This window comes from Wolbachia endosymbiont of Rhagoletis cingulata (genome assembly GCF_048537655.1).
Taxonomy (GTDB): domain Bacteria; phylum Pseudomonadota; class Alphaproteobacteria; order Rickettsiales; family Anaplasmataceae; genus Wolbachia; species Wolbachia pipientis.
Window position 1 is genome coordinate 1217644 of sequence record NZ_CP175927.1, and the last position, 21057, is coordinate 1238700.

Genomic DNA, 21057 nt, shown 5'->3' on the forward strand with positions numbered 1-21057 from the left:
AAATTACATATGTGAAGATAGTAAATTCAGCGTGCTGAGAACATTAGAAAGACGAGATTTTAATTGATTTTCATATTTACTCCAATCTTGTATTGCCTTTCTTGCAACACCTGAATCAACTGCGGCTTTTGCAACAGCAGGAGCTACTATAGAAATTAATCTTGGGTCAAATGGAGTAGGTATTATATATTCACGTCCATAGCCCATTTTACGACCGCCATAGACTGCAGATATCTCACCTGGTACTGGCTCACGGGCAAGCTTTGCTATTGCATCTGCAGCTGCAATTTTCATTTCATCATTTATTGTTGTTGCATGTACATCAAGTGCCCCTCTAAATATATAAGGAAAACCCATTACGTTGTTGACTTGGTTGTTGTAATCTGACCTACCAGTTGCAATTATTGCATCTGGCCTCACAGATTTTGCAAACTCAGGCCTTACTTCTGGATCGGGATTGGCAAGAGCAAAAATAATCGGGTCTTTGCCCATACTCTTTAACATCTCTTCATTTAACACATCTTTTGCAGATAGTCCGATGAATACATCAGCGCCTTTTATTGTATCAAGTAGAGAACGTTCGGAAGTATCAATTGCATACTTTTCCTTCCACTCATTCATATCCTCGTTTCTACCTTTGTATATTACTCCTTGCTTATCACACAGCACTATATTTTTAGCGCCCATGGACTTTAGTATTTCTAAACATGCAATACCGGCTGCTCCAGCACCATTCATAATGATCTTAACGTCCTCTAATTTCTTTTCAACAATATCAAGAGCATTTTCTATGCCAGCTGCAACAACCACCGCAGTTCCATGCTGGTCATCATGGAACACTGGAATATCCATCAGTTCATTCAGGCGTTTCTCTATTATAAAACAATCGGGAGATCTTATATCTTCTAAATTTATCCCCCCCCAACTTGGCCCAAGATACCTTACTGCATTGATGAAATCTTCTATATTTTCTGTACCAACTTCTATATCAACTGCATCAATATCAGCAAAACGCTTAAATAAAACAGCTTTGCCTTCCATGACAGGTTTTGCAGCAAGAGGACCGATATTACCAAGTCCAAGCACTGCAGTGCCATTTGAAATGACAGCAACACAGTTGCTTTTTGCTGTATAATCATAAACAACCTCAGGATTTTTAGCTATTTCAAGGCACGGAGCTGCAACACCAGGGGAATAAGCAAGTGACAAATCATACTGGGTAGATAAAGGTTTTGTTGGCATGATTGAAATTTTACCAGGGTTACCACCTCTGCTGTGATACTTAAGCGCTTCTTGTTTTGTGGTACTATCTAAATCATCGTTCATCATTACATCCTTATATTTTAAGCTTGTATTTTTTAAGTATATGGAGTTTTTATAAATGTTCAATTGTAAACTATTAACTTGTGAACTCTGTTGTACTTCTGTATAAGTTTACCTATTACGTAAGATGATATTACATGCTTAAAAAAAACGTGCCTAATTTGCTTACAATTTCTCGTGCACTTGCAATACCAGCAATAATATTAAGTTTTTATATAGAAAATAAATATGCAGGCCTGATAACAATATCAATCTTTGTGTTTGCGTGCATTACGGATTTTTTTGATGGTTACCTGGCGCGTGCGTGGAAAGTCCAATCAAAGTTTGGCAAGCTATTTGATCCAATTGCTGACAAATTAATAGTGGTTTCAACGATAATTATGCTAGTTTATAAGCATAAGATAAATGATTTTACAATAGTACCATCGATTATCATCATCTGTCGGGAGATATTAGTCTCGGGTTTACGGGAGTTTCTGATAGCTACAAATGTTAGTCTACCTGTAAGCAAAGCTGGAAAAATTAAAACATTTTTGCAGATGGTTGCTGTAGTAGCGCTAATAATGAACGATTATTATATGATTCAATATACAGGTGCGATTTGTTTATGGGTTGCAGCTATTATAACTATGTGGTCAGGCTATAATTATATCCTAGCCGGCATCAAATAGATTGATTAAATCTCCTAGGAAATAGTTAATAGACAAGAGTAGTTAATATCTTAGTGATATTGACTCAGAAAGCAAAAAGGTGTATAATTGTATTAACTTACTACTAATTAGGTTAATATTATGAAAATACCTAGTGGCAAATTTTCTTCTACTAAAAAGGTTCCAGGAAAGAATAAGAAAAAAAGAGATTTTGAACCATTAGAAGAGTTTTTTTGGGATTTTTGGCCAACAGTTGATAAAGAAGTCAAAAGAGAAAGGCTAGGTGTGCCGTAGAAGCGATCAGTTGAAGCTGCACAATAGATGAGGGTAGGTCCCTCGGAGCCGGTTTACAAGAGCAGGCTTCAAACAGCCATAAGCTGCTTTGGTAAAGAGCCATGGTAGTGAGCGTTATGGAAAAGGCGCAATTATGCGTCATGTGTAAAATGGAGAGGCGAATGCAAATGAACCACTGATGAAGTGTCGAAACTTCATAGAAGATGTCAAAACCAGGTGTTCTAGCCTAACCTGGGATAAATCTATCGGAAACTTGTTTACTGGATAGATGGCGTCCGGCATATAGGTGGCGCGGATCCATTTTGGGCTATTGTGTAGAACTGCGGGAACCTGTCATTTCGATGATAAGGGAGAAATCCAAGAAGCTAAACTTCAAGGATGAGAGTACCGATGCGAAGAACAGGGGCGGATCAGCTCGTAGTAGTGAAGAAATTTCTGTAATGGAAATGGAGCGAAGGGGCTGAGTTATTCAGTTTTAATTATTTATCAACCGAAAGGGAGGAGTTAATGAGTAAAACAAAGTCTTTTGATATACCGAAGCAAGTTATTTGGAGAGCTTATAAACAAGTATCGAAAAATAAGGGTGCTGCTGGTGTAGATGAGGTTACGATAACAAAGTTTGAAGAAAATCTAAAAGATAATCTGTACAAGCTATGGAATCGAATGTCATCTGGAAGTTATTTTCCAGAGCCTGTAAAAGCTGTAGCAATACCAAAAGGTACAGAAGGGGGACAAAGAATTTTATGTGTCCCTTCAGTATCGGACAGGATAGCGCAGACAGCAGCTACAATGTATCTAGAACCGTTAGTAGACCCGAAGTTTCATGAAGATTCATATGGTTATAGACCAAACAAATCTGCACTGGATGCGGTAGGAACTGCGAGGAAAAGATGCTGGTGGTACGATTGGACGATAGATCTTGATATAGCAGGATTTTTCGACAATTTGGACCACGAGTTGGCATTGCGAGCTATCAAAAGGCACACAGACTGCAAATGGGTCATACTGTATGTTGAAAGATGGATGAAAGCGCCAATTCAGCAAGCAGATGGAAGTAAGGTAGTTAGGGATAAAGGAGTTCCGCAAGGAGGTTCAATAAGCCCGCTGATCTCAAACATATTTATGCATCATGTATTTGATGAGTGGATGAGACGAAAGTGCCCAACAATACCATTTGAGAGGTATGTAGATGATGCGATAGTGCACTGCAAGAGTAGTAGACAGGCGGAATTTATGAGGGTAGCAATTGAAGAAAGACTGGCTGAGTATAAGCTAAAATTACATCCTGCAAAGACACAAATTGTGTACTGCAAGGATGACAATAGGAAAAATGAATTTCCTAAACAAAGTTTTGATTTTCTGGGTTACACATTTAGACCCAGGTTAGCAAGAAATAAAATAGGAAAGCATTTTGTTTCATTTCTTCCCGCAATTAGCAACAAGGCCAAGAAAAATATTACTACAACCATAAGGTCCTGGAAAATACTACGAAATACACACAAAACATTAGAGGAAATATCAAAGACAGTAAATCCAATAGTCAGAGGCTGGTATCAGTACTATGGCAGGTTTTACAGGAAAGAGATATATAAACCTCTGAGAAACATAGAGCAGCACCTAGAAAAGTGGGTCAGAAGAAAGTATAAGAAGCTTCGAAATCATGGAAGACTAGCGAGGCAACTTCTAGGAAAAATGAGGAAAGAAGGGACAAATACTTTTTACCACTGGACACTAGCTTTAGGTCAAAAGACTGAATAATGGGAGCTGTGTGAGTCGCGAGGGTGCGCCGTGGTACGCATTAAGAAATACTTAGCAGAGCTAAGCGGGGTTCAGAATAAATGGCCTCGAGGTGAACAACTAACTTTAACCCGAAAGGGAAGGAGGACAAGAGCATGTATGTAAAGCGAGAGTTATCTGAAGATGTGTAAGATAACGGCTTGCAACACCTGATCAATATGGTTAAAGCTAAACTGCTTGAATTCTAATCTTCAGGGGTGGGACTTCACATCCATGGGTATCGCATTTAAAACCCCATGTCTACGGTAAGCACAGATTAAACTTTCGTTTGTGTGACATTCTGGCTGTAGAACGATAAGTAGTGAACTTATTTAAGAGGATGAATGGAAAACCTAAGTTGATCTAGAACAGTTCTTAGTGACGGAACATGGGATGACCTAAGGAACGCGAGTTCTATGGTTACGGAGTCATCGTAGTAGTCGTGAAAGTAACGAATCACCGGGGAGCGTGGGAAAGCCACATACAGGGCAAAGGGTGACAGATAATTGAATGTTGAAATTGGGAGGTACGCAAGATGCGGAAAGCTGAAACAATACTTAACATTATACGTGAACGTGGACAAAGAAATTTGCCGGTTAAAAACGTATATCGCCTACTTTATCAGCGTGATCTTTACCTTCGAGCGTATGGCAAACTTTGTCGTAATAAAGGTGCTATGACAGAAGGTGTGACAACTGAAACAGTTGATGGTATGTCTTTGGAGAAAATCGATAAAATCATAGAGGATTTACGCTATGAGCGATATCGGTGGACACCAGTAAAACGTATCTATATTTTAAAGAAGAGTGGTAAACGCAGGCCGTTAGGATTGCCAACATGGTCAAATAAGTTACTTCAAGAAGTAATCCGATTAATATTGGAAGCCTACTATGAGCCTAAATTTAGTGAATGTTCACATGGATTTCGACCAAAGCGTGGATGCCACACTGCATTAAGAGCAGTAATGCAAAAAGGCAGAGGTACAAAATGGTTTATAGAGGGAGATCTCAGTGCATGTTATGACTCAATTGATCATACTATGTTGTTGAAAATACTGAGTGAAAGCTTCCAAGATAACCGTTTTATTCAGCTAATCAATCGACTGCTAAAAGCAGGATATATGGAAAATTGGAAGTACAATAAGAGTCATAGTGGGGTACCACAAGGTTCTATTATTGGTCCAATTTTGAGTAACATATTACTCGATCGGTTAGATAAACATGTGGAACATATACTAATACCAGCAAATAACCGAGGTAAGCGAAGAAAGACAAATCCAAAATATTTAAGGTTAACCATGCAAGTATCGATGATGAGAAAACAAGGGAACTGGGATCAAGCAAAACAACTGCGTCAATTAGTGCAGGGTATGCCATCTAAGGATTCTTGTGATCTAAATTATCGACGTCTTTGGTATGTTAGGTATGCTGATGATATTCTGGTAGGGTTTGCAGGACCAAAAAATGAAGCTGAACAAATTAAAAATGAGATTGCTAAATTCCTCAATGAGGAGCTCAAACTTATGCTTAATGAAGATAAAACGCTTATTACACACGCGTGTGATAGCAAAGCCAATTTTTTAGGTTATAAAATACACGTCTTGCATGCAGATGATAAACATGATCATCGGACACAACGATGTATTAACGGTAGTATTGGGTTACGTGTACCACATCATATAAAGCAGAAAAAGTGTTCTGAATATATGCGTTGTGGAAAGCCTATACATTTACCTCAACGTACACTTGATACAGCTTACAGTATTGTTGCTCAGTATCAAACTGAATATCGAGGAATTGTACAATATTACAAAATGGCCTACAACCTTCACACACTAAGTTATTTGAAGTATGTGATGGAAGTATCATTAGTAAAGACTTTAGCATCTAAATACAAAACAACTTGCAGGAAAATTTATAGAAAATTTGGTGCAATGATTGAAAACGACGAAGGTGAAAAACGAAAAGTCATCCAAGTCAGAGTAGATCGTTTACCATCAAAGATACCATTAATTACACACTTTGGTGCTGTGTCACTAAAATGGAATAAATGGGTAAGTATAAGTGATAACCTTATACCAATATGGAATAAGCGTAGTGAAATAGAGCAAAGACTATTGGCACAAACTTGTGAATTATGTAAATCACAAGAGCAGATTGAAGTACATCACGTACGTAAACTTGCTGATTTGCTAGGTAAACGTAATACTGAGCTACCGAAATGGAAAAAGAGAATGATTGAACGACAGAGGAAGACTCTTGTTGTTTGTCATGAATGCCATAAGAAAATCCAATATGGAAAATATGATGGTGACTCCTTAAAACGTTAGATTATTGGAGAGCCACGTGATACGGAAACGATCATGCGTGGTTCGGAGAGGGGTTGTTGGAAAAGTACTTAACAAGTAACTCGCTGGCTGCCCACTCTACTTCATGCACAGTTCTGCGAGAGACTGGTGGGGAAGTTCCGCCGGTCTACTCTCCAAGATGATTATGAGTATTTGTTAAGAGCGGAAAAGACAAAAAGAGAAACCGAAGATTCGTGTATACAAGTGGAGGATGCAGATATACCGGAAGGAAAAGCTGAGTTATGTAAAGACTATGAAATTAAACTAGTAAAGCTGGAACAAGAGATAGATGCAAAAGGGAAACAATGTGAGGAATTGCTATTAGAAAATAGTATATTACGAGGAAATATAGAACGATTAAAGGAAGAGAATAAACGATTAGAAGGCATTGAAGAAAGCTTTAGTATCGATCCCTCACATTTTTGCTCTGTAAAAAATTTGCATGATGAGCTTATTCTAGCTAATGAACAGCCGGAAAATATTGATATATCAATCCAGGATGAGATGGATTCAAAAGTTGCCACTGAGTCTGTGGGTGTTAATGTAAAACAAGGTTATAGTAAAAGGACTAGCAACCTATCTCGAGTCTCTGAACAAAGTTCAGCAGTAAAATCTCAATTCTCAGAAGCAAGAGCTCAGAGTAGAAAGCAAATAATTTATGCCTCTGCTTCTCTTATATTATCTGGAGTATTTGCTGTTGGCACAAGTTTAACAATGTCTCATTTAGGAATATCTATTTCACTTGCTTTGACTGCATTAGTAGAGTGGGCAGCCAGCGAGTTACTTGTTAAGTACTTTTCCAACAACCCCTCTCCGAACCACGCATGATCGTTTCCGTATCACGTGGCTCTCCAATAATCTAACGTTTTAAGGAGTCACCATCATATTTTCCATATTGGATTTTCTTATGGCATTCATGACAAACAACAAGAGTCTTCCTCTGTCGTTCAATCATTCTCTTTTTCCATTTCGGTAGCTCAGTATTACGTTTACCTAGCAAATCAGCAAGTTTACGTACGTGATGTACTTCAATCTGCTCTTGTGATTTACATAATTCACAAGTTTGTGCCAATAGTCTTTGCTCTATTTCACTACGCTTATTCCATATTGGTATAAGGTTATCACTTATACTTACCCATTTATTCCATTTTAGTGACACAGCACCAAAGTGTGTAATTAATGGTATCTTTGATGGTAAACGATCTACTCTGACTTGGATGACTTTTCGTTTTTCACCTTCGTCGTTTTCAATCATTGCACCAAATTTTCTATAAATTTTCCTGCAAGTTGTTTTGTATTTAGATGCTAAAGTCTTTACTAATGATACTTCCATCACATACTTCAAATAACTTAGTGTGTGAAGGTTGTAGGCCATTTTGTAATATTGTACAATTCCTCGATATTCAGTTTGATACTGAGCAACAATACTGTAAGCTGTATCAAGTGTACGTTGAGGTAAATGTATAGGCTTTCCACAACGCATATATTCAGAACACTTTTTCTGCTTTATATGATGTGGTACACGTAACCCAATACTACCGTTAATACATCGTTGTGTCCGATGATCATGTTTATCATCTGCATGCAAGACGTGTATTTTATAACCTAAAAAATTGGCTTTGCTATCACACGCGTGTGTAATAAGCGTTTTATCTTCATTAAGCATAAGTTTGAGCTCCTCATTGAGGAATTTAGCAATCTCATTTTTAATTTGTTCAGCTTCATTTTTTGGTCCTGCAAACCCTACCAGAATATCATCAGCATACCTAACATACCAAAGACGTCGATAATTTAGATCACAAGAATCCTTAGATGGCATACCCTGCACTAATTGACGCAGTTGTTTTGCTTGATCCCAGTTCCCTTGTTTTCTCATCATCGATACTTGCATGGTTAACCTTAAATATTTTGGATTTGTCTTTCTTCGCTTACCTCGGTTATTTGCTGGTATTAGTATATGTTCCACATGTTTATCTAACCGATCGAGTAATATGTTACTCAAAATTGGACCAATAATAGAACCTTGTGGTACCCCACTATGACTCTTATTGTACTTCCAATTTTCCATATATCCTGCTTTTAGCAGTCGATTGATTAGCTGAATAAAACGGTTATCTTGGAAGCTTTCACTCAGTATTTTCAACAACATAGTATGATCAATTGAGTCATAACATGCACTGAGATCTCCCTCTATAAACCATTTTGTACCTCTGCCTTTTTGCATTACTGCTCTTAATGCAGTGTGGCATCCACGCTTTGGTCGAAATCCATGTGAACATTCACTAAATTTAGGCTCATAGTAGGCTTCCAATATTAATCGGATTACTTCTTGAAGTAACTTATTTGACCATGTTGGCAATCCTAACGGCCTGCGTTTACCACTCTTCTTTAAAATATAGATACGTTTTACTGGTGTCCACCGATATCGCTCATAGCGTAAATCCTCTATGATTTTATCGATTTTCTCCAAAGACATACCATCAACTGTTTCAGTTGTCACACCTTCTGTCATAGCACCTTTATTACGACAAAGTTTGCCATACGCTCGAAGGTAAAGATCACGCTGATAAAGTAGGCGATATACGTTTTTAACCGGCAAATTTCTTTGTCCACGTTCACGTATAATGTTAAGTATTGTTTCAGCTTTCCGCATCTTGCGTACCTCCCAATTTCAACATTCAATTATCTGTCACCCTTTGCCCTGTATGTGGCTTTCCCACGCTCCCCGGTGATTCGTTACTTTCACGACTACTACGATGACTCCGTAACCATAGAACTCGCGTTCCTTAGGTCATCCCATGTTCCGTCACTAAGAACTGTTCTAGATCAACTTAGGTTTTCCATTCATCCTCTTAAATAAGTTCACTACTTATCGTTCTACAGCCAGAATGTCACACAAACGAAAGTTTAATCTGTGCTTACCGTAGACATGGGGTTTTAAATGCGATACCCATGGATGTGAAGTCCCACCCCTGAAGATTAGAATTCAAGCAGTTTAGCTTTAACCATATTGATCAGGTGTTGCAAGCCGTTATCTTACACATCTTCAGATAACTCTCGCTTTACATACATGCTCTTGTCCTCCTTCCCTTTCGGGTTAAAGTTAGTTGTTCACCTCGAGGCCATTTATTCTGAACCCCGCTTAGCTCTGCTAAGTATTTCTTAATGCGTACCACGGCGCACCCTCGCGACTCACACAGCTCCCATTATTCAGTCTTTTGACCTAAAGCTAGTGTCCAGTGGTAAAAAGTATTTGTCCCTTCTTTCCTCATTTTTCCTAGAAGTTGCCTCGCTAGTCTTCCATGATTTCGAAGCTTCTTATACTTTCTTCTGACCCACTTTTCTAGGTGCTGCTCTATGTTTCTCAGAGGTTTATATATCTCTTTCCTGTAAAACCTGCCATAGTACTGATACCAGCCTCTGACTATTGGATTTACTGTCTTTGATATTTCCTCTAATGTTTTGTGTGTATTTCGTAGTATTTTCCAGGACCTTATGGTTGTAGTAATATTTTTCTTGGCCTTGTTGCTAATTGCGGGAAGAAATGAAACAAAATGCTTTCCTATTTTATTTCTTGCTAACCTGGGTCTAAATGTGTAACCCAGAAAATCAAAACTTTGTTTAGGAAATTCATTTTTCCTATTGTCATCCTTGCAGTACACAATTTGTGTCTTTGCAGGATGTAATTTTAGCTTATACTCAGCCAGTCTTTCTTCAATTGCTACCCTCATAAATTCCGCCTGTCTACTACTCTTGCAGTGCACTATCGCATCATCTACATACCTCTCAAATGGTATTGTTGGGCACTTTCGTCTCATCCACTCATCAAATACATGATGCATAAATATGTTTGAGATCAGCGGGCTTATTGAACCTCCTTGCGGAACTCCTTTATCCCTAACTACCTTACTTCCATCTGCTTGCTGAATTGGCGCTTTCATCCATCTTTCAACATACAGTATGACCCATTTGCAGTCTGTGTGCCTTTTGATAGCTCGCAATGCCAACTCGTGGTCCAAATTGTCGAAAAATCCTGCTATATCAAGATCTATCGTCCAATCGTACCACCAGCATCTTTTCCTCGCAGTTCCTACCGCATCCAGTGCAGATTTGTTTGGTCTATAACCATATGAATCTTCATGAAACTTCGGGTCTACTAACGGTTCTAGATACATTGTAGCTGCTGTCTGCGCTATCCTGTCCGATACTGAAGGGACACATAAAATTCTTTGTCCCCCTTCTGTACCTTTTGGTATTGCTACAGCTTTTACAGGCTCTGGAAAATAACTTCCAGATGACATTCGATTCCATAGCTTGTACAGATTATCTTTTAGATTTTCTTCAAACTTTGTTATCGTAACCTCATCTACACCAGCAGCACCCTTATTTTTCGATACTTGTTTATAAGCTCTCCAAATAACTTGCTTCGGTATATCAAAAGACTTTGTTTTACTCATTAACTCCTCCCTTTCGGTTGATAAATAATTAAAACTGAATAACTCAGCCCCTTCGCTCCATTTCCATTACAGAAATTTCTTCACTACTACGAGCTGATCCGCCCCTGTTCTTCGCATCGGTACTCTCATCCTTGAAGTTTAGCTTCTTGGATTTCTCCCTTATCATCGAAATGACAGGTTCCCGCAGTTCTACACAATAGCCCAAAATGGATCCGCGCCACCTATATGCCGGACGCCATCTATCCAGTAAACAAGTTTCCGATAGATTTATCCCAGGTTAGGCTAGAACACCTGGTTTTGACATCTTCTATGAAGTTTCGACACTTCATCAGTGGTTCATTTGCATTCGCCTCTCCATTTTACACATGACGCATAATTGCGCCTTTTCCATAACGCTCACTACCATGGCTCTTTACCAAAGCAGCTTATGGCTGTTTGAAGCCTGCTCTTGTAAACCGGCTCCGAGGGACCTACCCTCATCTATTGTGCAGCTTCAACTGATCGCTTCTACGGCACACCTAGCCACATCTTTTAAAAATACATCCCTTTGTAAATTGACCTTGTTAGCAAAGAAAGCTAATATCTATAAATAGATCACCATCTGAATATGAAAACCGATATAGTAATAATAGGTGCAGGACCTGTTGGAATATTCACTGCTTTTCAAGCGGGAATGCTTGATATGAGATGTCATATAATAGATGTTTTGGATCAAGCAGGAGGACAATGCACAGCTCTTTACCCAGAAAAGCCAATATATGATATACCTGGTTATCCTGTAATCACTGCCCAAAAATTAATTGAGCAACTAATGGAGCAATCTTCGCCATTTAAGCCTGTTTACCATTTAAGTCAAAAAGTGGAAAAGATTTCAAATAACGAAGGTGAAAGCTTTACTGTCATAACGAACATAGGTACAGAGGTAAAATGCAAAGCCGTTATTGTTGCTGCAGGTAACGGAATGTTTGAACCTAACCGTCCACCCTTAAGTGGTATATTAGAATATGAAAATAAATCTGTATTTTACAGTGTAAATAAAATTTCTGATTTTCAGGACAAAACTATAGTCATTGCAGGTGGGGGTGATTCTGCGGCTGATTGGACTGTAGAACTTTCTAAAGTTGCGAAGAAAATTTATGTGATACATAGGAGAAAGGAATTTCGCTGCACTCCTGAAACTAGAAATAAATTAGAATCACTTGAAATTGATGGAAAAATAGAACTGGTAGTGCCATATCAATTACACGAACTAGCAGGAGGTAATGGGCAGTTGAGCGCAGTGATAGTAAAAAACATTGCCTCTAAGGAAGAAAAAGAAATATCCGCTGATTTTTTGCTGCCATTTTTTGGATTGTCAATGAATCTTGGTCCAATAAACAATTGGGGTATACAGTTAGAACATAGCCGCATAGTTGTCGACCCAGCTACACTTAAAACCAGTAGAGATAGGATATATGCAATCGGAGATATAGCTATTTATTCAGGCAAACTAAAATTAATACTAAATGGTTTTGCTGAGAGCGCCATGGCTTGTTATGACATATACAAAGTAATCCACAACTCTCCGGTTAATTTTCAATATTCAACCTCAAAGGGAATTCACGGAAAAGAAAAACTTCCTTGACAAACCTCGCCAGCTCCCTTATCATGAAACTGAAGCTATTGTATTTGCTTTCGCCAATCTGCAGATTAAAAGGTAAGGATTACTTAATGTATCGGCGTCTTATGTTCAATTTTTTGCAGTATATAGATACTGTATGTCTTTACAAAACTTCATCTACATCTAGATTTTTATCTAAATAAGCTGAACGCGCTTACAAAGCGTTACAAGACATCAAAAAATGCCAATACTCGACAGAGATAGTAAAAGACTAGCTAACTCGGGGATTCTTTGTCTTTTTTTCTGCTTAGTAAATTTCTTAAACGTTTGCAGCGTAAGTTAGTTGCAATTAAAAGCAGCTTAATCTCGCTTGTCAAGCGTTTAAAACATAAAAAACGCCAATATTTTAAAGCGGATAATAACCCCAGGGCTTCTTTTGCCTTTTTTTTCATTTGGTAAATTTCTTAAATATTTATGGCTAAACGACAACCGTCATCCCGCTGCTTGTTAGCGGGATCTAGAGATACCGCGAATGAATCGCGGTATGACGTAGGACTGCTGTCATCCCAGTGCTCCTTTTTTTGTCATCCCAGTGCTTGACACTGGGATCTAGTTTTCCATATAATCTCATCGAAAATGTTGTAACCACTTTCTGTGCTAGTTTGCTTGCTTACAAGCAAACTTTCCTGGATCCAAGTAGTCAGGGCACTGAGATGACACCCTCTTGGATGAAAATCAGTATCAGCTACTTTCATGACACCATTCTTTTTTCTGGATCCAAGTAGTCAGGGCACTGGGATGACAGGAGAAAGAGGCACTGGAATGACAAAGAGGGTACTTGGATGACAGGAGGTAATGCAGGAAGTCTAATAGTGCAGCAACACGGAACCCCAGGTCAGGCCTGCACCTATTGAAATCAGCAGTACCAGATTTCCTGATTTTATTTTTGATTCTTGTATTGCATAGTCTAAGGCCAGTGGAATTGATGCCGCTGAGGTGTTTGCATGCTTATCAACGGTATTAATCACTTTCTCTATAGGAAAATCTAATTTCTTTACTACTGCTTCAATAATACGAATGTTTGCTTGATGGGGAATTAACCAGTCAATATCAGTGATTTTCAAATTATTGCATTTCAGAGTTTCCTCTACTGAGGCTGTTAACTTATCCACTGCATGTTTAAACACTTCTCTTCCATTCATGCATATTTTTCCAGAATCACCAGTTGAGGATATCCCTCCGTTCGTACATAGTATGTCCACATTGCCGTCAGAGTATAAGTTTGTTGATATGATGCCGCTTCTACCCATTTCTGATTTCATCACCACTGCACCAGCACCATCACCAAAGAGTACACAAGTTGACCTATCTTCCCAATCAACAATCCTAGACATTATTTCAGCACCTATAACCAATGCATATTTAATTCTATTGTTAGATTTTATGAGCGAATCAGCAACTGTAACTGCATATATAAAACCAGAGCATGCTGCTTGTACATCAAAAGCAAATGCGTTTTTACATTTTAACTTACTTTGTACAATCGTTGCACAGCTAGGAAAAGTTTTATCAGGAGTTGTTGTAGCAACTATAATCAAGTCAATTTCATCTACTGAAATTTTAGCTTTTTCTATAGCACTTTTTGCTGCATTTACAGCTAGATCTGACGTTAGTTCTCCTTCATCTGCTATATGCCTTTGAACTATTCCTGTTCTCTGCCTTATCCATTCATCGCTCGTCTCAACTATCGATGCAATTTCGTTGTTACTCAACATTTTTCTTGGTAGGTAAGATCCAGTGCTTAATATGAAACTTTTATTCAATATGACTTACCCCGTTAATTATCTTTTGATTTAAATTTTCACTAATTGCATTTACTGCAAATTTTATGGCATGGGCAAAAGAAATAGCATCAGAATTTCCATGACTTTTAATGATGATACCATTCAGCCCTAAAAACATAGCTCCACTTCTAATTTTGGGATTAAAACGCGTTAAAGCTTTATTTAGTTTGGATTTTAACAATATACCAACAAGCATTTTCGCTATCCACGAATTGAATACTTCCTGCTTTATTAGATTGATAAAGGTACTAGCGGTTGCCTCAGCCGTTTTGAGCATTACATTGCCAACAAAACCATCAGCAACAATCACATCTATATTACCCTCTAAAAATTCACTTGCCTCTATATACCCTTTGAAATTAATGCCTGGAGCGTTTTTAAGCAACTCAAAAGCGCCGCGCACTGAGTCATTACCTTTAACTTCTTCTGTGCCGATATTTAGCAAAGCAACTTCAGGATTGTCAATTTTTAATGCTATTTTTGCAAATATACTACCCATTAACGCAAATTGAAATAATGAGTCGGCATTACAATCAACATTTGCACCAAGGTCAAGCAAAGCGAAGCTTTTTGTCTTAGTTGGACAGATAGAGGCAATAGCAGGACGATAAATGTTTGGTAATGTTCCTAAAATAAATCTGGAAATTGCCATCAACGCTCCGGTGTTGCCTGAAGATACCACTCCGAAAGCTTTACCTTCTTTCACTGCAACAATTGCAGCTTTCATACTTGAGTCTTTACGATGTCTCAGCGCAAAAGATGGCTTATCATTTGCAAGGACATTGTCAGAACAATGAGTAAATTCAGAATTGTTACTTACTTTTTTATATTTCAAAAGCAAAGGAGATACTTCTTCCTTATCTCCATAAATATGAAAAAAAACTTTAATGCCTGGGTCAACAAGGTTGTCTAAAAAAAAACCAGCACCATGAATTACGGAAAGAGGCGCAAAATCGCCCCCCATAGCGTCAAGTGCAATAACTATATTATTATTGACCGTAGATAACATATCATAATAGTCACTCTGCCTGTTGCTTGATGAAAACCCGTTTTCCTTTGTAACTGCCATCAACTGCTACGTTATGAGGCAACATGAATTCCCCAGTTGTTGAACATACCACAACATTCTTAGGCTCAATAGCATGATGAGAACGATGCATATTACGCCTTGACTTTGACTTTTTTCTTTTTGGAACTGCCAAAACTTCCTCCATTCTACTACAAAATTCAATTCATTAGTAACATGTTTTTTACAGGAAGTAAACAGGGATAGTAAAATAAGTAAGGTTTGCTTATGTAATTGAGTTCTATAGCTAAAGTGGCTCTACAATTTGAAAAACCGTCATTCCGCTACTCGTTAGCGGAATCTATACCGCGAATGAATCCATAGCTGTACGAACATTCATTTTTGAAGGTAAATTGCACAACAGATGATGTCATTCCAGTCTGGAATCCAGAAATTTTGCTTATAACTGAGCTGATGAGCTAAAGGTAGTTGTCTTATGCTAAAACAAACGTTTTTAATTAAGTTGCATAGAAGCTGGATCCCAGTGGGCTTTGTTGCATCGCTAGCTATGATGGATTAAAGATAAAAAAGATAGGGAATATCAGTAGCTTATTATTCTGGTATTTATAACAAGAACGGTCAGTGAACACCTAAATTTGAGTAAAAGAAATTTCACTACCACTCACTAATCTGGCTAAAATTCAAGAATTTCAATGCTTTAGCTATTTTCAATAGAATTAAATTTATTAATATAAATAACAAATTACTATTCTTAAATTTGATCAGATTGATTGCAAAAAAACAAGATTTTCAATAAGTTGCTTATAATCCTAATTATAGTTAGCCTTTCATAAGTAGCGATGCAACAAAGCCATCCCAGTGTCTGGGCACTGGCCCACTGGTGGGAATTGCTCCCAAACTACAACGTTCGTACAGTTGTGGATACCGTGGCGGTATGACGTAGGGAAACCTTTCTTGGGTTAAGCTTTAAATTAAAACATCAAGTATATTGAACTTAAAACATATCTCAGCTATACTTTGCGATAAAGTTAATAAAAATTTTAATAAAATCAGTAAGACTAACCTCTAGCTAAAATGAATACAAAGTGAGCTTTTTTGATATAAATAGTGTTAGAATAATTGGTAGGTACTTTATCAATTTTTTGTTAAGGCTTGGTAGTGCATTCATATTTTTTATTCAATCTCTATACCACTGCCTTGTGCCACCATATTATTTTAGCAACATAGCAAGACAAATTATAGAGATAGGCTTTTTCTCTCTGCCAATTGTTGGGCTCACTGGAGTTTTTATAGGAGCGGCGATAGTTTTACAAAGTAGCTTGAGTGACCCATTAATTAACCAAGAACAGATAATACCCAAACTTGTTACGATCACTATCATTAAAGAGTTAGGACCAGTTTTGATCAGCTTAATAATGGTAGGAAAGGTTGGATCATCAGTTGCAGCAGAAATTGGTACGATGCGCATCACCGAGCAAATAGATGCCCTTACAACTTTGAACATCAACCCTTTCAAATATTTAATTGCACCAAGGATTTTAGCGTCAATCATAGTATTTCCCATACTTACAGTATGTGCAGATTTAATAGGAATATTTGGAGGATGCATCACTGCAGTCTTCGAATTTAACCACAATTTAAATATATACATTAAACACACAGCTCAGTTCTTTAATACGTATGATTTTATAACTGGGCTAATAAAAGCAACTGCATTTGGCGCCATCATTTCTGTCTCAAGCTGCTATTACGGTTACCATTGCAAAGAAGGTGCACGAGGAGTAGGTGTTGCTACAACATCAACTGTTGTTTTATCGTCCATACTGATCATTTTAGCAAACTACATGATTACTTTGATACATGCGTAACCCCATAATATCAATATTGAACTTAAGCTTATCTTTTGATGATAGGACAGTACTAAAAGATCTAAATTTTGATATATTAAAAGGGGAATCATTAGTCATACTTGGTGGCTCAGGAAGCGGCAAATCTGTATTAACAAAAACAATTATCGGCTTGCTTGCTCCAGACTCAGGGTCTGTTAAAATAAATAGTAAAAGCAAAAATAAATTTGGGGTTTTATTTCAAAATTCCGCTTTATTTGACTACGTTACAGTGTGGGAAAATATATCTTTTAATTATAAAAAGCGCTTTAATATCAGCAAAAAAGAGGCAAAACAGCTAGCAATCGAGAAGTTAAATGATGTTGGACTGGAGGAAAGCATAGCAGATATGTTTCCAATAGAGCTATCAGGTGGAATGAAAAAAAGAGTGGCACTTGCAAGGGCGATTGCACACAATCCAGAAATCATTATTTTGGATGAACCAACTTCAGGATTGGACCCAATTATGTCAGATATAGTAAACGAGATAATAATAAAATTATCTAGAGATCTTAACCCTACAATTATCACGATTACACATGATATTCATAGCGCATTTAAAATAGCTGATAAAATAGCAGTATTATATGAAGGGGAGATCATTTCCCATGGAACTGTTCAGGAAATACAAAATACTAATAACGAATATATAAAAAAATTCATTCATTATATATAGCTAAAGATATATACACTATTGCTAACAGTCATATTTTTAAGTTTTAACTTTGTAAAAGGTAGTGAACATTGGAATTCAGATTTTTTTCAAACTGGATCCTATAGCTAACACGTCATACCGCGATTCATTCGCGGTATCTCGGCATAGATTCCGCTAACTAGTAGCGGAATGACGAATTTGTCGTTTTTCAAATTGTCGTAAGTCAGTTTAGCTATATATAGGATGACAGAAATTGTTTGTATTAGCTATATTCAAAAGCTCTATTGATATTTTGCAATATTTGTGATAAAATAATAGCTTAAGGTTGAGAGTAAAAATTTATGAGTGAAGCTCAAGGTCCAAACATTGCAGAATGGCAAGCGCAGCAGCAACACCAAGAGGCTGCTGGTGAGAAAAGTGGTTTTGGTCTTGGTCATAGTGACTCTGTTTCAACAGTTGTCGATGGAATGAAATGGTTGTTCAACTTTCATGAAGGAGCAATTGCTGCTTATAGTAACGTGTTTGAAGGTTTGGTGAGTGGCAGTAGTCTAGTAACATTGTTTGGAAAGTCAGGTAATATGTTTGGCATAAAACTTCTTGAAGGCCTTGCAGAATATTTTTCAGGTGGAGGTGGGGAAGATATGCCATCAGAAGAAATGGATATGGCTCATGGTGATGATGGACATCACTCAGATGATTACCCTCATGCCAATAACGAAATAGCTCATAATGCTGATGGTTTGCAAGACATGCATGATGCAGGTGATCACCATGGTCAATCTTTTTCACCTGGTCCTTCACCATCTGTTGGCGATGACCACGGACATGAACTTGGTTAAACACTTAAAAACTATTGAATAGTTGGAAGAAGGCCTAATAAGAAAAGTTGCTGTTGTTATGAGTTTGTCTTAGTGAAAAAGGTTTCAGTTTTGGGATCAACAGGAAGTGTTGGAAAAAAGACTGTAGATTTGCTCTCAAAGAGAAAAGAAGAATACCAAGTGGAAGCACTAAGTGCCCATTCGAACTTTGCTCTACTGGCACACCAAGCAAAACTGCTAAATGCAAAATATGTTGCTATCTCCGATGAAAGGCTTTACAAAGATTTGAAAGAAAGTTTACTTGGTACAGATGTAAAAATAGCAATTGGTGCTACAAATATTGCTACCATACCTGTTGATCTCTCAGTTGTTGCAATAGTTGGCGTTACAGGCCTTGGGCCAGTTATGGAAGTTATAGAAAGCGGTACCAAAGTCATTGCATTGGCAAACAAAGAAAGCATTGTTTGCGGTGGAAAGTTATTACTCAAAAAAGCTAAAGAAAAAAATGTACAAATAATCCCTATTGACTCTGAGCACAATGCAATTTTTCAAATTTTGCAAAATGACGACAAATGCGTAGAAAAGATCATACTTACTGCTTCTGGTGGACCATTCTTAAATTATAGCCTTGAGCAATTAAGAAATGTTATGGTAGATAAGGCGCTTAGTCACCCCACTTGGAATATGGGAAAGAAAATCTCGGTTGATAGCGCAACAATGATGAATAAGGCACTAGAGATAATAGAAGCACATAACTTGTTTAATATCAGCCCGGATAAAATTGAAGCAATAGTGCATCCTGAGTCAATAGTACATGGAATTGTAACTTATAAGGATGGGTTCAACTTTGCTGTGCTTGCAGAAACTGACATGGCAATTCCTATTTCATATGCTCTATCTTGGCCGGAAAGATCAGCTTTAAATCGTAAATTAGATTTAACAAAGCAAGGAAAATTGACCTTTCAAGAACCAGACCATAAGCGTTTTCCTGCGCTAAAGCTTAGCATGGCAGTGTTAAACTCTTCTGCTCCACAAACAAACAGTATTGTGCTCAATGCTGCAAATGAAATAGCTGTTAATGAATTTTTGAAGTCACGAATCGGCTTTTTAAAAATAGTAGAGGTAGTGGAATCAACAATGGAAAGTTTTGGTAGTTATACTGATATTAATTCACTATCTGATATAATAAATATTGATTATGAAAGTCGTATTATTGCTCACAAAATTGTTGAAAGTAAAGTTGTTGCGTATAGCTAGAGTAATGTAACCAGACTGCATTCTGTGATTTTTAGCAAAACACGATACACAATCGTCATTCCGCTACTAGTTAGCGGAATCTATGCCGAGATACCGCGGCGGTATGACGGTTCGCGGTGGTATGACGGTTAAGTAATTCGTCATCCCGCTGCTTGTTAGCGGGATCTAGAGATACCGCGGCGGTATGACGGTTCGCGGCGGCATAGCTATCTTCAAAAATATGGTTGAATAATTGTTAATAATAGTGTATAATTATTAATATTTTTAAGCACTTTGGCTATGGCTTTATCTAAGTTTCTCGACCCTAAGCTGGATTTAACCTTCAAAAAAATATTTGGCACTGAAAAAAATAAGAATATTCTCATACATTTTTTGAATGATATTTTAGGGTTTACCGAGATAAATACTATACAAGAAGTGGAATTCCTCAGTACTATAATGGATCCTGAAATTGCCTCTGATAAGCAAAGTATAGTTGATGTTCTTTGCAGGGACTCTAGTGGGGCTAGGTATGTGATTGAAATGGTGCGACCTGAAAGCCTTCGGTCATATTGTTTAAAAGGAGAGGAATTCATTCAGAAAGAAACTGAAAGGATTCTAAAGCTTATTGAACCAGATGTTTTGCCATCTGAGTCTACGCATCAGTGCGAATTGGGTAACCAGTTGGTGCCGAGCGACGCGGACAATGAACCTCCTCTTGATAAAGAAGATGCTCAATCGTGAGAGAAAGCATAAACTACAAGCATCATGTGGTTGGAGGGCTAGGCTTAGTGGTATGGTGAACGTAAGTGAAGCTTCATAAGTATCGTAACGATTAAAGAGCTAAAGATGCTGATAAGCTCCGACCAAAAGGTAATGTGGGTGAGTTACATTTTTCATTTCTGGATGTACGCAAATAATAATTCCACCGGTATAGAGAAGCCACCTAACCCACTATTGTATGACAAAAGGAACAGGATAAGCCTGTATTTTCGCCTATATGGCAGGCAACCCGCAAGGAATGCTGATGGATGTGCAGGTAAAGGATAATGGAGAAAGCGAATGCCATTTTGTAACGAAATGGATAGAATTTGTAACATTAATTCGCGTGAAAACGAGCAGACTTCCATTTGGTCCCTCATGA

At 37.7% G+C, this 21057-nt stretch carries 20 protein-coding genes and 1 pseudogene; 13 read left to right on the top strand and 8 right to left on the bottom strand.

Annotated features, from left to right (window positions below):
* Positions 1-3 precede the first annotated feature (3 nt).
* Complete coding sequence (locus ACJZL3_RS05510) at positions 4-1326, bottom strand: malic enzyme-like NAD(P)-binding protein (protein WP_077188090.1); 1323 nt, start codon at positions 1324-1326, stop codon at positions 4-6.
* Between the two features lie 134 nt (positions 1327-1460).
* Between ACJZL3_RS05510 and pgsA the strand changes: the two genes are divergently transcribed.
* The 6 genes from pgsA to ACJZL3_RS05540 all read left to right on the top strand — a co-directional run bounded on the left by pgsA (position 1461) and on the right by ACJZL3_RS05540 (position 7218).
* Positions 1461-1994 (top strand): CDP-diacylglycerol--glycerol-3-phosphate 3-phosphatidyltransferase, encoded by a 534-nt coding sequence (gene pgsA, locus ACJZL3_RS05515; RefSeq protein WP_010962629.1) that lies wholly within the window; start codon positions 1461-1463, stop codon positions 1992-1994.
* 120 nt (positions 1995-2114) lie between these two features.
* Positions 2115-2267, top strand: coding sequence for a hypothetical protein (locus ACJZL3_RS05520; RefSeq protein ID WP_419198716.1), 153 nt, complete (start codon positions 2115-2117; stop codon positions 2265-2267).
* A 341-nt stretch (positions 2268-2608) separates the two neighbouring features.
* Positions 2609-2731 (top strand): hypothetical protein, encoded by a 123-nt coding sequence (locus ACJZL3_RS05525; protein ID WP_419198591.1) that lies wholly within the window; start codon positions 2609-2611, stop codon positions 2729-2731.
* Between the two features lie 43 nt (positions 2732-2774).
* Complete coding sequence (gene ltrA / locus ACJZL3_RS05530; protein WP_419198617.1) at positions 2775-4025, top strand: group II intron reverse transcriptase/maturase; 1251 nt, start codon at positions 2775-2777, stop codon at positions 4023-4025.
* A 553-nt stretch (positions 4026-4578) separates the two neighbouring features.
* Positions 4579-6372, top strand: a complete 1794-nt coding sequence (locus tag ACJZL3_RS05535; protein WP_253309139.1) for a reverse transcriptase/maturase family protein — start codon at positions 4579-4581, stop codon at positions 6370-6372.
* A gap of 126 nt (positions 6373-6498) precedes the next feature.
* On the top strand, positions 6499-7218 hold the full coding sequence (locus ACJZL3_RS05540; RefSeq protein ID WP_419198717.1) for a TomO hydrophobic C-terminal domain-containing protein: 720 nt from the start codon (positions 6499-6501) through the stop codon (positions 7216-7218).
* Between the two features lie 31 nt (positions 7219-7249).
* On the opposite strand, the gene ACJZL3_RS05545 is transcribed toward ACJZL3_RS05540, so the two are convergent.
* The 3 genes from ACJZL3_RS05545 to ACJZL3_RS05555 all read right to left on the bottom strand — a co-directional run bounded on the left by ACJZL3_RS05545 (position 7250) and on the right by ACJZL3_RS05555 (position 11013).
* Positions 7250-9043 carry a reverse transcriptase/maturase family protein gene (locus ACJZL3_RS05545; protein WP_253309139.1) on the bottom strand — a complete coding sequence of 598 codons (1794 nt, stop codon included), beginning with the start codon at positions 9041-9043 and terminating at the stop codon, positions 7250-7252.
* Positions 9044-9596: 553 nt separating this feature from the next.
* Positions 9597-10847, bottom strand: a complete 1251-nt coding sequence (ltrA, locus tag ACJZL3_RS05550) for a group II intron reverse transcriptase/maturase (RefSeq protein WP_419198617.1) — start codon at positions 10845-10847, stop codon at positions 9597-9599.
* Positions 10848-10890: 43 nt separating this feature from the next.
* Positions 10891-11013 carry a hypothetical protein gene (locus tag ACJZL3_RS05555; RefSeq protein ID WP_419198591.1) on the bottom strand — a complete coding sequence of 41 codons (123 nt, stop codon included), beginning with the start codon at positions 11011-11013 and terminating at the stop codon, positions 10891-10893.
* A 441-nt stretch (positions 11014-11454) separates the two neighbouring features.
* Between ACJZL3_RS05555 and ACJZL3_RS05560 the strand changes: the two genes are divergently transcribed.
* A complete protein-coding gene (locus tag ACJZL3_RS05560) occupies positions 11455-12471 on the top strand; it encodes an NAD(P)/FAD-dependent oxidoreductase (RefSeq protein WP_038199260.1) in 1017 nt (338 codons plus the stop codon).
* 560 nt (positions 12472-13031) lie between these two features.
* On the opposite strand, the gene ACJZL3_RS05565 is transcribed toward ACJZL3_RS05560, so the two are convergent.
* From ACJZL3_RS05565 to rpmF, 4 genes are all read right to left on the bottom strand, one after another.
* Positions 13032-13202: a hypothetical protein gene (locus tag ACJZL3_RS05565; protein ID WP_419198718.1), complete on the bottom strand. Its 171-nt coding sequence runs from the start codon at positions 13200-13202 to the stop codon at positions 13032-13034.
* A 111-nt stretch (positions 13203-13313) separates the two neighbouring features.
* Positions 13314-14270: a beta-ketoacyl-ACP synthase III gene (locus ACJZL3_RS05570; protein WP_010962965.1), complete on the bottom strand. Its 957-nt coding sequence runs from the start codon at positions 14268-14270 to the stop codon at positions 13314-13316.
* A complete protein-coding gene (gene plsX / locus ACJZL3_RS05575) occupies positions 14263-15300 on the bottom strand; it encodes a phosphate acyltransferase PlsX (protein WP_038199264.1) in 1038 nt (345 codons plus the stop codon). Before plsX ends, ACJZL3_RS05570 begins: the two co-directional genes overlap by 8 nt.
* 10 nt (positions 15301-15310) lie before the next feature.
* A complete protein-coding gene (gene rpmF, locus ACJZL3_RS05580; RefSeq protein ID WP_010962967.1) occupies positions 15311-15493 on the bottom strand; it encodes a 50S ribosomal protein L32 in 183 nt (60 codons plus the stop codon).
* A 910-nt stretch (positions 15494-16403) separates the two neighbouring features.
* Here rpmF and ACJZL3_RS05585 point away from each other — a divergent pair.
* The 6 genes and pseudogenes from ACJZL3_RS05585 to ACJZL3_RS05610 all read left to right on the top strand — a co-directional run bounded on the left by ACJZL3_RS05585 (position 16404) and on the right by ACJZL3_RS05610 (position 21057).
* Positions 16404-17186, top strand: coding sequence for an MlaE family ABC transporter permease (locus ACJZL3_RS05585; protein ID WP_038199265.1), 783 nt, complete (start codon positions 16404-16406; stop codon positions 17184-17186).
* Positions 17179-17880: an ABC transporter ATP-binding protein gene (locus ACJZL3_RS05590; RefSeq protein ID WP_006279859.1), complete on the top strand. Its 702-nt coding sequence runs from the start codon at positions 17179-17181 to the stop codon at positions 17878-17880. The genes ACJZL3_RS05585 and ACJZL3_RS05590 overlap by 8 nt, the downstream gene beginning before the upstream one ends.
* Before the next feature lie 320 nt (positions 17881-18200).
* A complete protein-coding gene (locus ACJZL3_RS05595; protein WP_010082318.1) occupies positions 18201-18698 on the top strand; it encodes a hypothetical protein in 498 nt (165 codons plus the stop codon).
* Positions 18699-18770: 72 nt separating this feature from the next.
* Positions 18771-19934: a 1-deoxy-D-xylulose-5-phosphate reductoisomerase gene (dxr, locus tag ACJZL3_RS05600; RefSeq protein WP_419198719.1), complete on the top strand. Its 1164-nt coding sequence runs from the start codon at positions 18771-18773 to the stop codon at positions 19932-19934.
* Between the two features lie 279 nt (positions 19935-20213).
* Positions 20214-20459 (top strand): annotated as a pseudogene (locus tag ACJZL3_RS05605) (PD-(D/E)XK nuclease family transposase); the annotation flags it as partial.
* A 454-nt stretch (positions 20460-20913) separates the two neighbouring features.
* A complete protein-coding gene (locus ACJZL3_RS05610; RefSeq protein ID WP_173862902.1) occupies positions 20914-21057 on the top strand; it encodes a hypothetical protein in 144 nt (47 codons plus the stop codon).

Bases quoted from the DNA above. Each gene is read 5' to 3' on its own strand.
- ACJZL3_RS05510 (WP_077188090.1), bottom strand. From the start codon at position 1,326: ATGAACGATGATTTAGATAGTACCACAAAACAAGAAGCGCTTAAGTAT.
- pgsA (WP_010962629.1), top strand. From the start codon at position 1,461: ATGCTTAAAAAAAACGTGCCTAATTTGCTTACAATTTCTCGTGCACTT.
- ACJZL3_RS05520 (WP_419198716.1), top strand. From the start codon at position 2,115: ATGAAAATACCTAGTGGCAAATTTTCTTCTACTAAAAAGGTTCCAGGA.
- ACJZL3_RS05525 (WP_419198591.1), top strand. From the start codon at position 2,609: ATGATAAGGGAGAAATCCAAGAAGCTAAACTTCAAGGATGAGAGTACC.
- ltrA (WP_419198617.1), top strand. From the start codon at position 2,775: ATGAGTAAAACAAAGTCTTTTGATATACCGAAGCAAGTTATTTGGAGA.
- ACJZL3_RS05535 (WP_253309139.1), top strand. From the start codon at position 4,579: ATGCGGAAAGCTGAAACAATACTTAACATTATACGTGAACGTGGACAA.
- ACJZL3_RS05545 (WP_253309139.1), bottom strand. From the start codon at position 9,043: ATGCGGAAAGCTGAAACAATACTTAACATTATACGTGAACGTGGACAA.
- ltrA (WP_419198617.1), bottom strand. From the start codon at position 10,847: ATGAGTAAAACAAAGTCTTTTGATATACCGAAGCAAGTTATTTGGAGA.
- ACJZL3_RS05555 (WP_419198591.1), bottom strand. From the start codon at position 11,013: ATGATAAGGGAGAAATCCAAGAAGCTAAACTTCAAGGATGAGAGTACC.
- ACJZL3_RS05560 (WP_038199260.1), top strand. From the start codon at position 11,455: ATGAAAACCGATATAGTAATAATAGGTGCAGGACCTGTTGGAATATTC.
- ACJZL3_RS05565 (WP_419198718.1), bottom strand. From the start codon at position 13,202: ATGAAAGTAGCTGATACTGATTTTCATCCAAGAGGGTGTCATCTCAGT.
- plsX (WP_038199264.1), bottom strand. From the start codon at position 15,300: ATGTTATCTACGGTCAATAATAATATAGTTATTGCACTTGACGCTATG.
- ACJZL3_RS05590 (WP_006279859.1), top strand. From the start codon at position 17,179: ATGCGTAACCCCATAATATCAATATTGAACTTAAGCTTATCTTTTGAT.
- ACJZL3_RS05595 (WP_010082318.1), top strand. From the start codon at position 18,201: ATGAGTGAAGCTCAAGGTCCAAACATTGCAGAATGGCAAGCGCAGCAG.
- ACJZL3_RS05610 (WP_173862902.1), top strand. From the start codon at position 20,914: ATGGCAGGCAACCCGCAAGGAATGCTGATGGATGTGCAGGTAAAGGAT.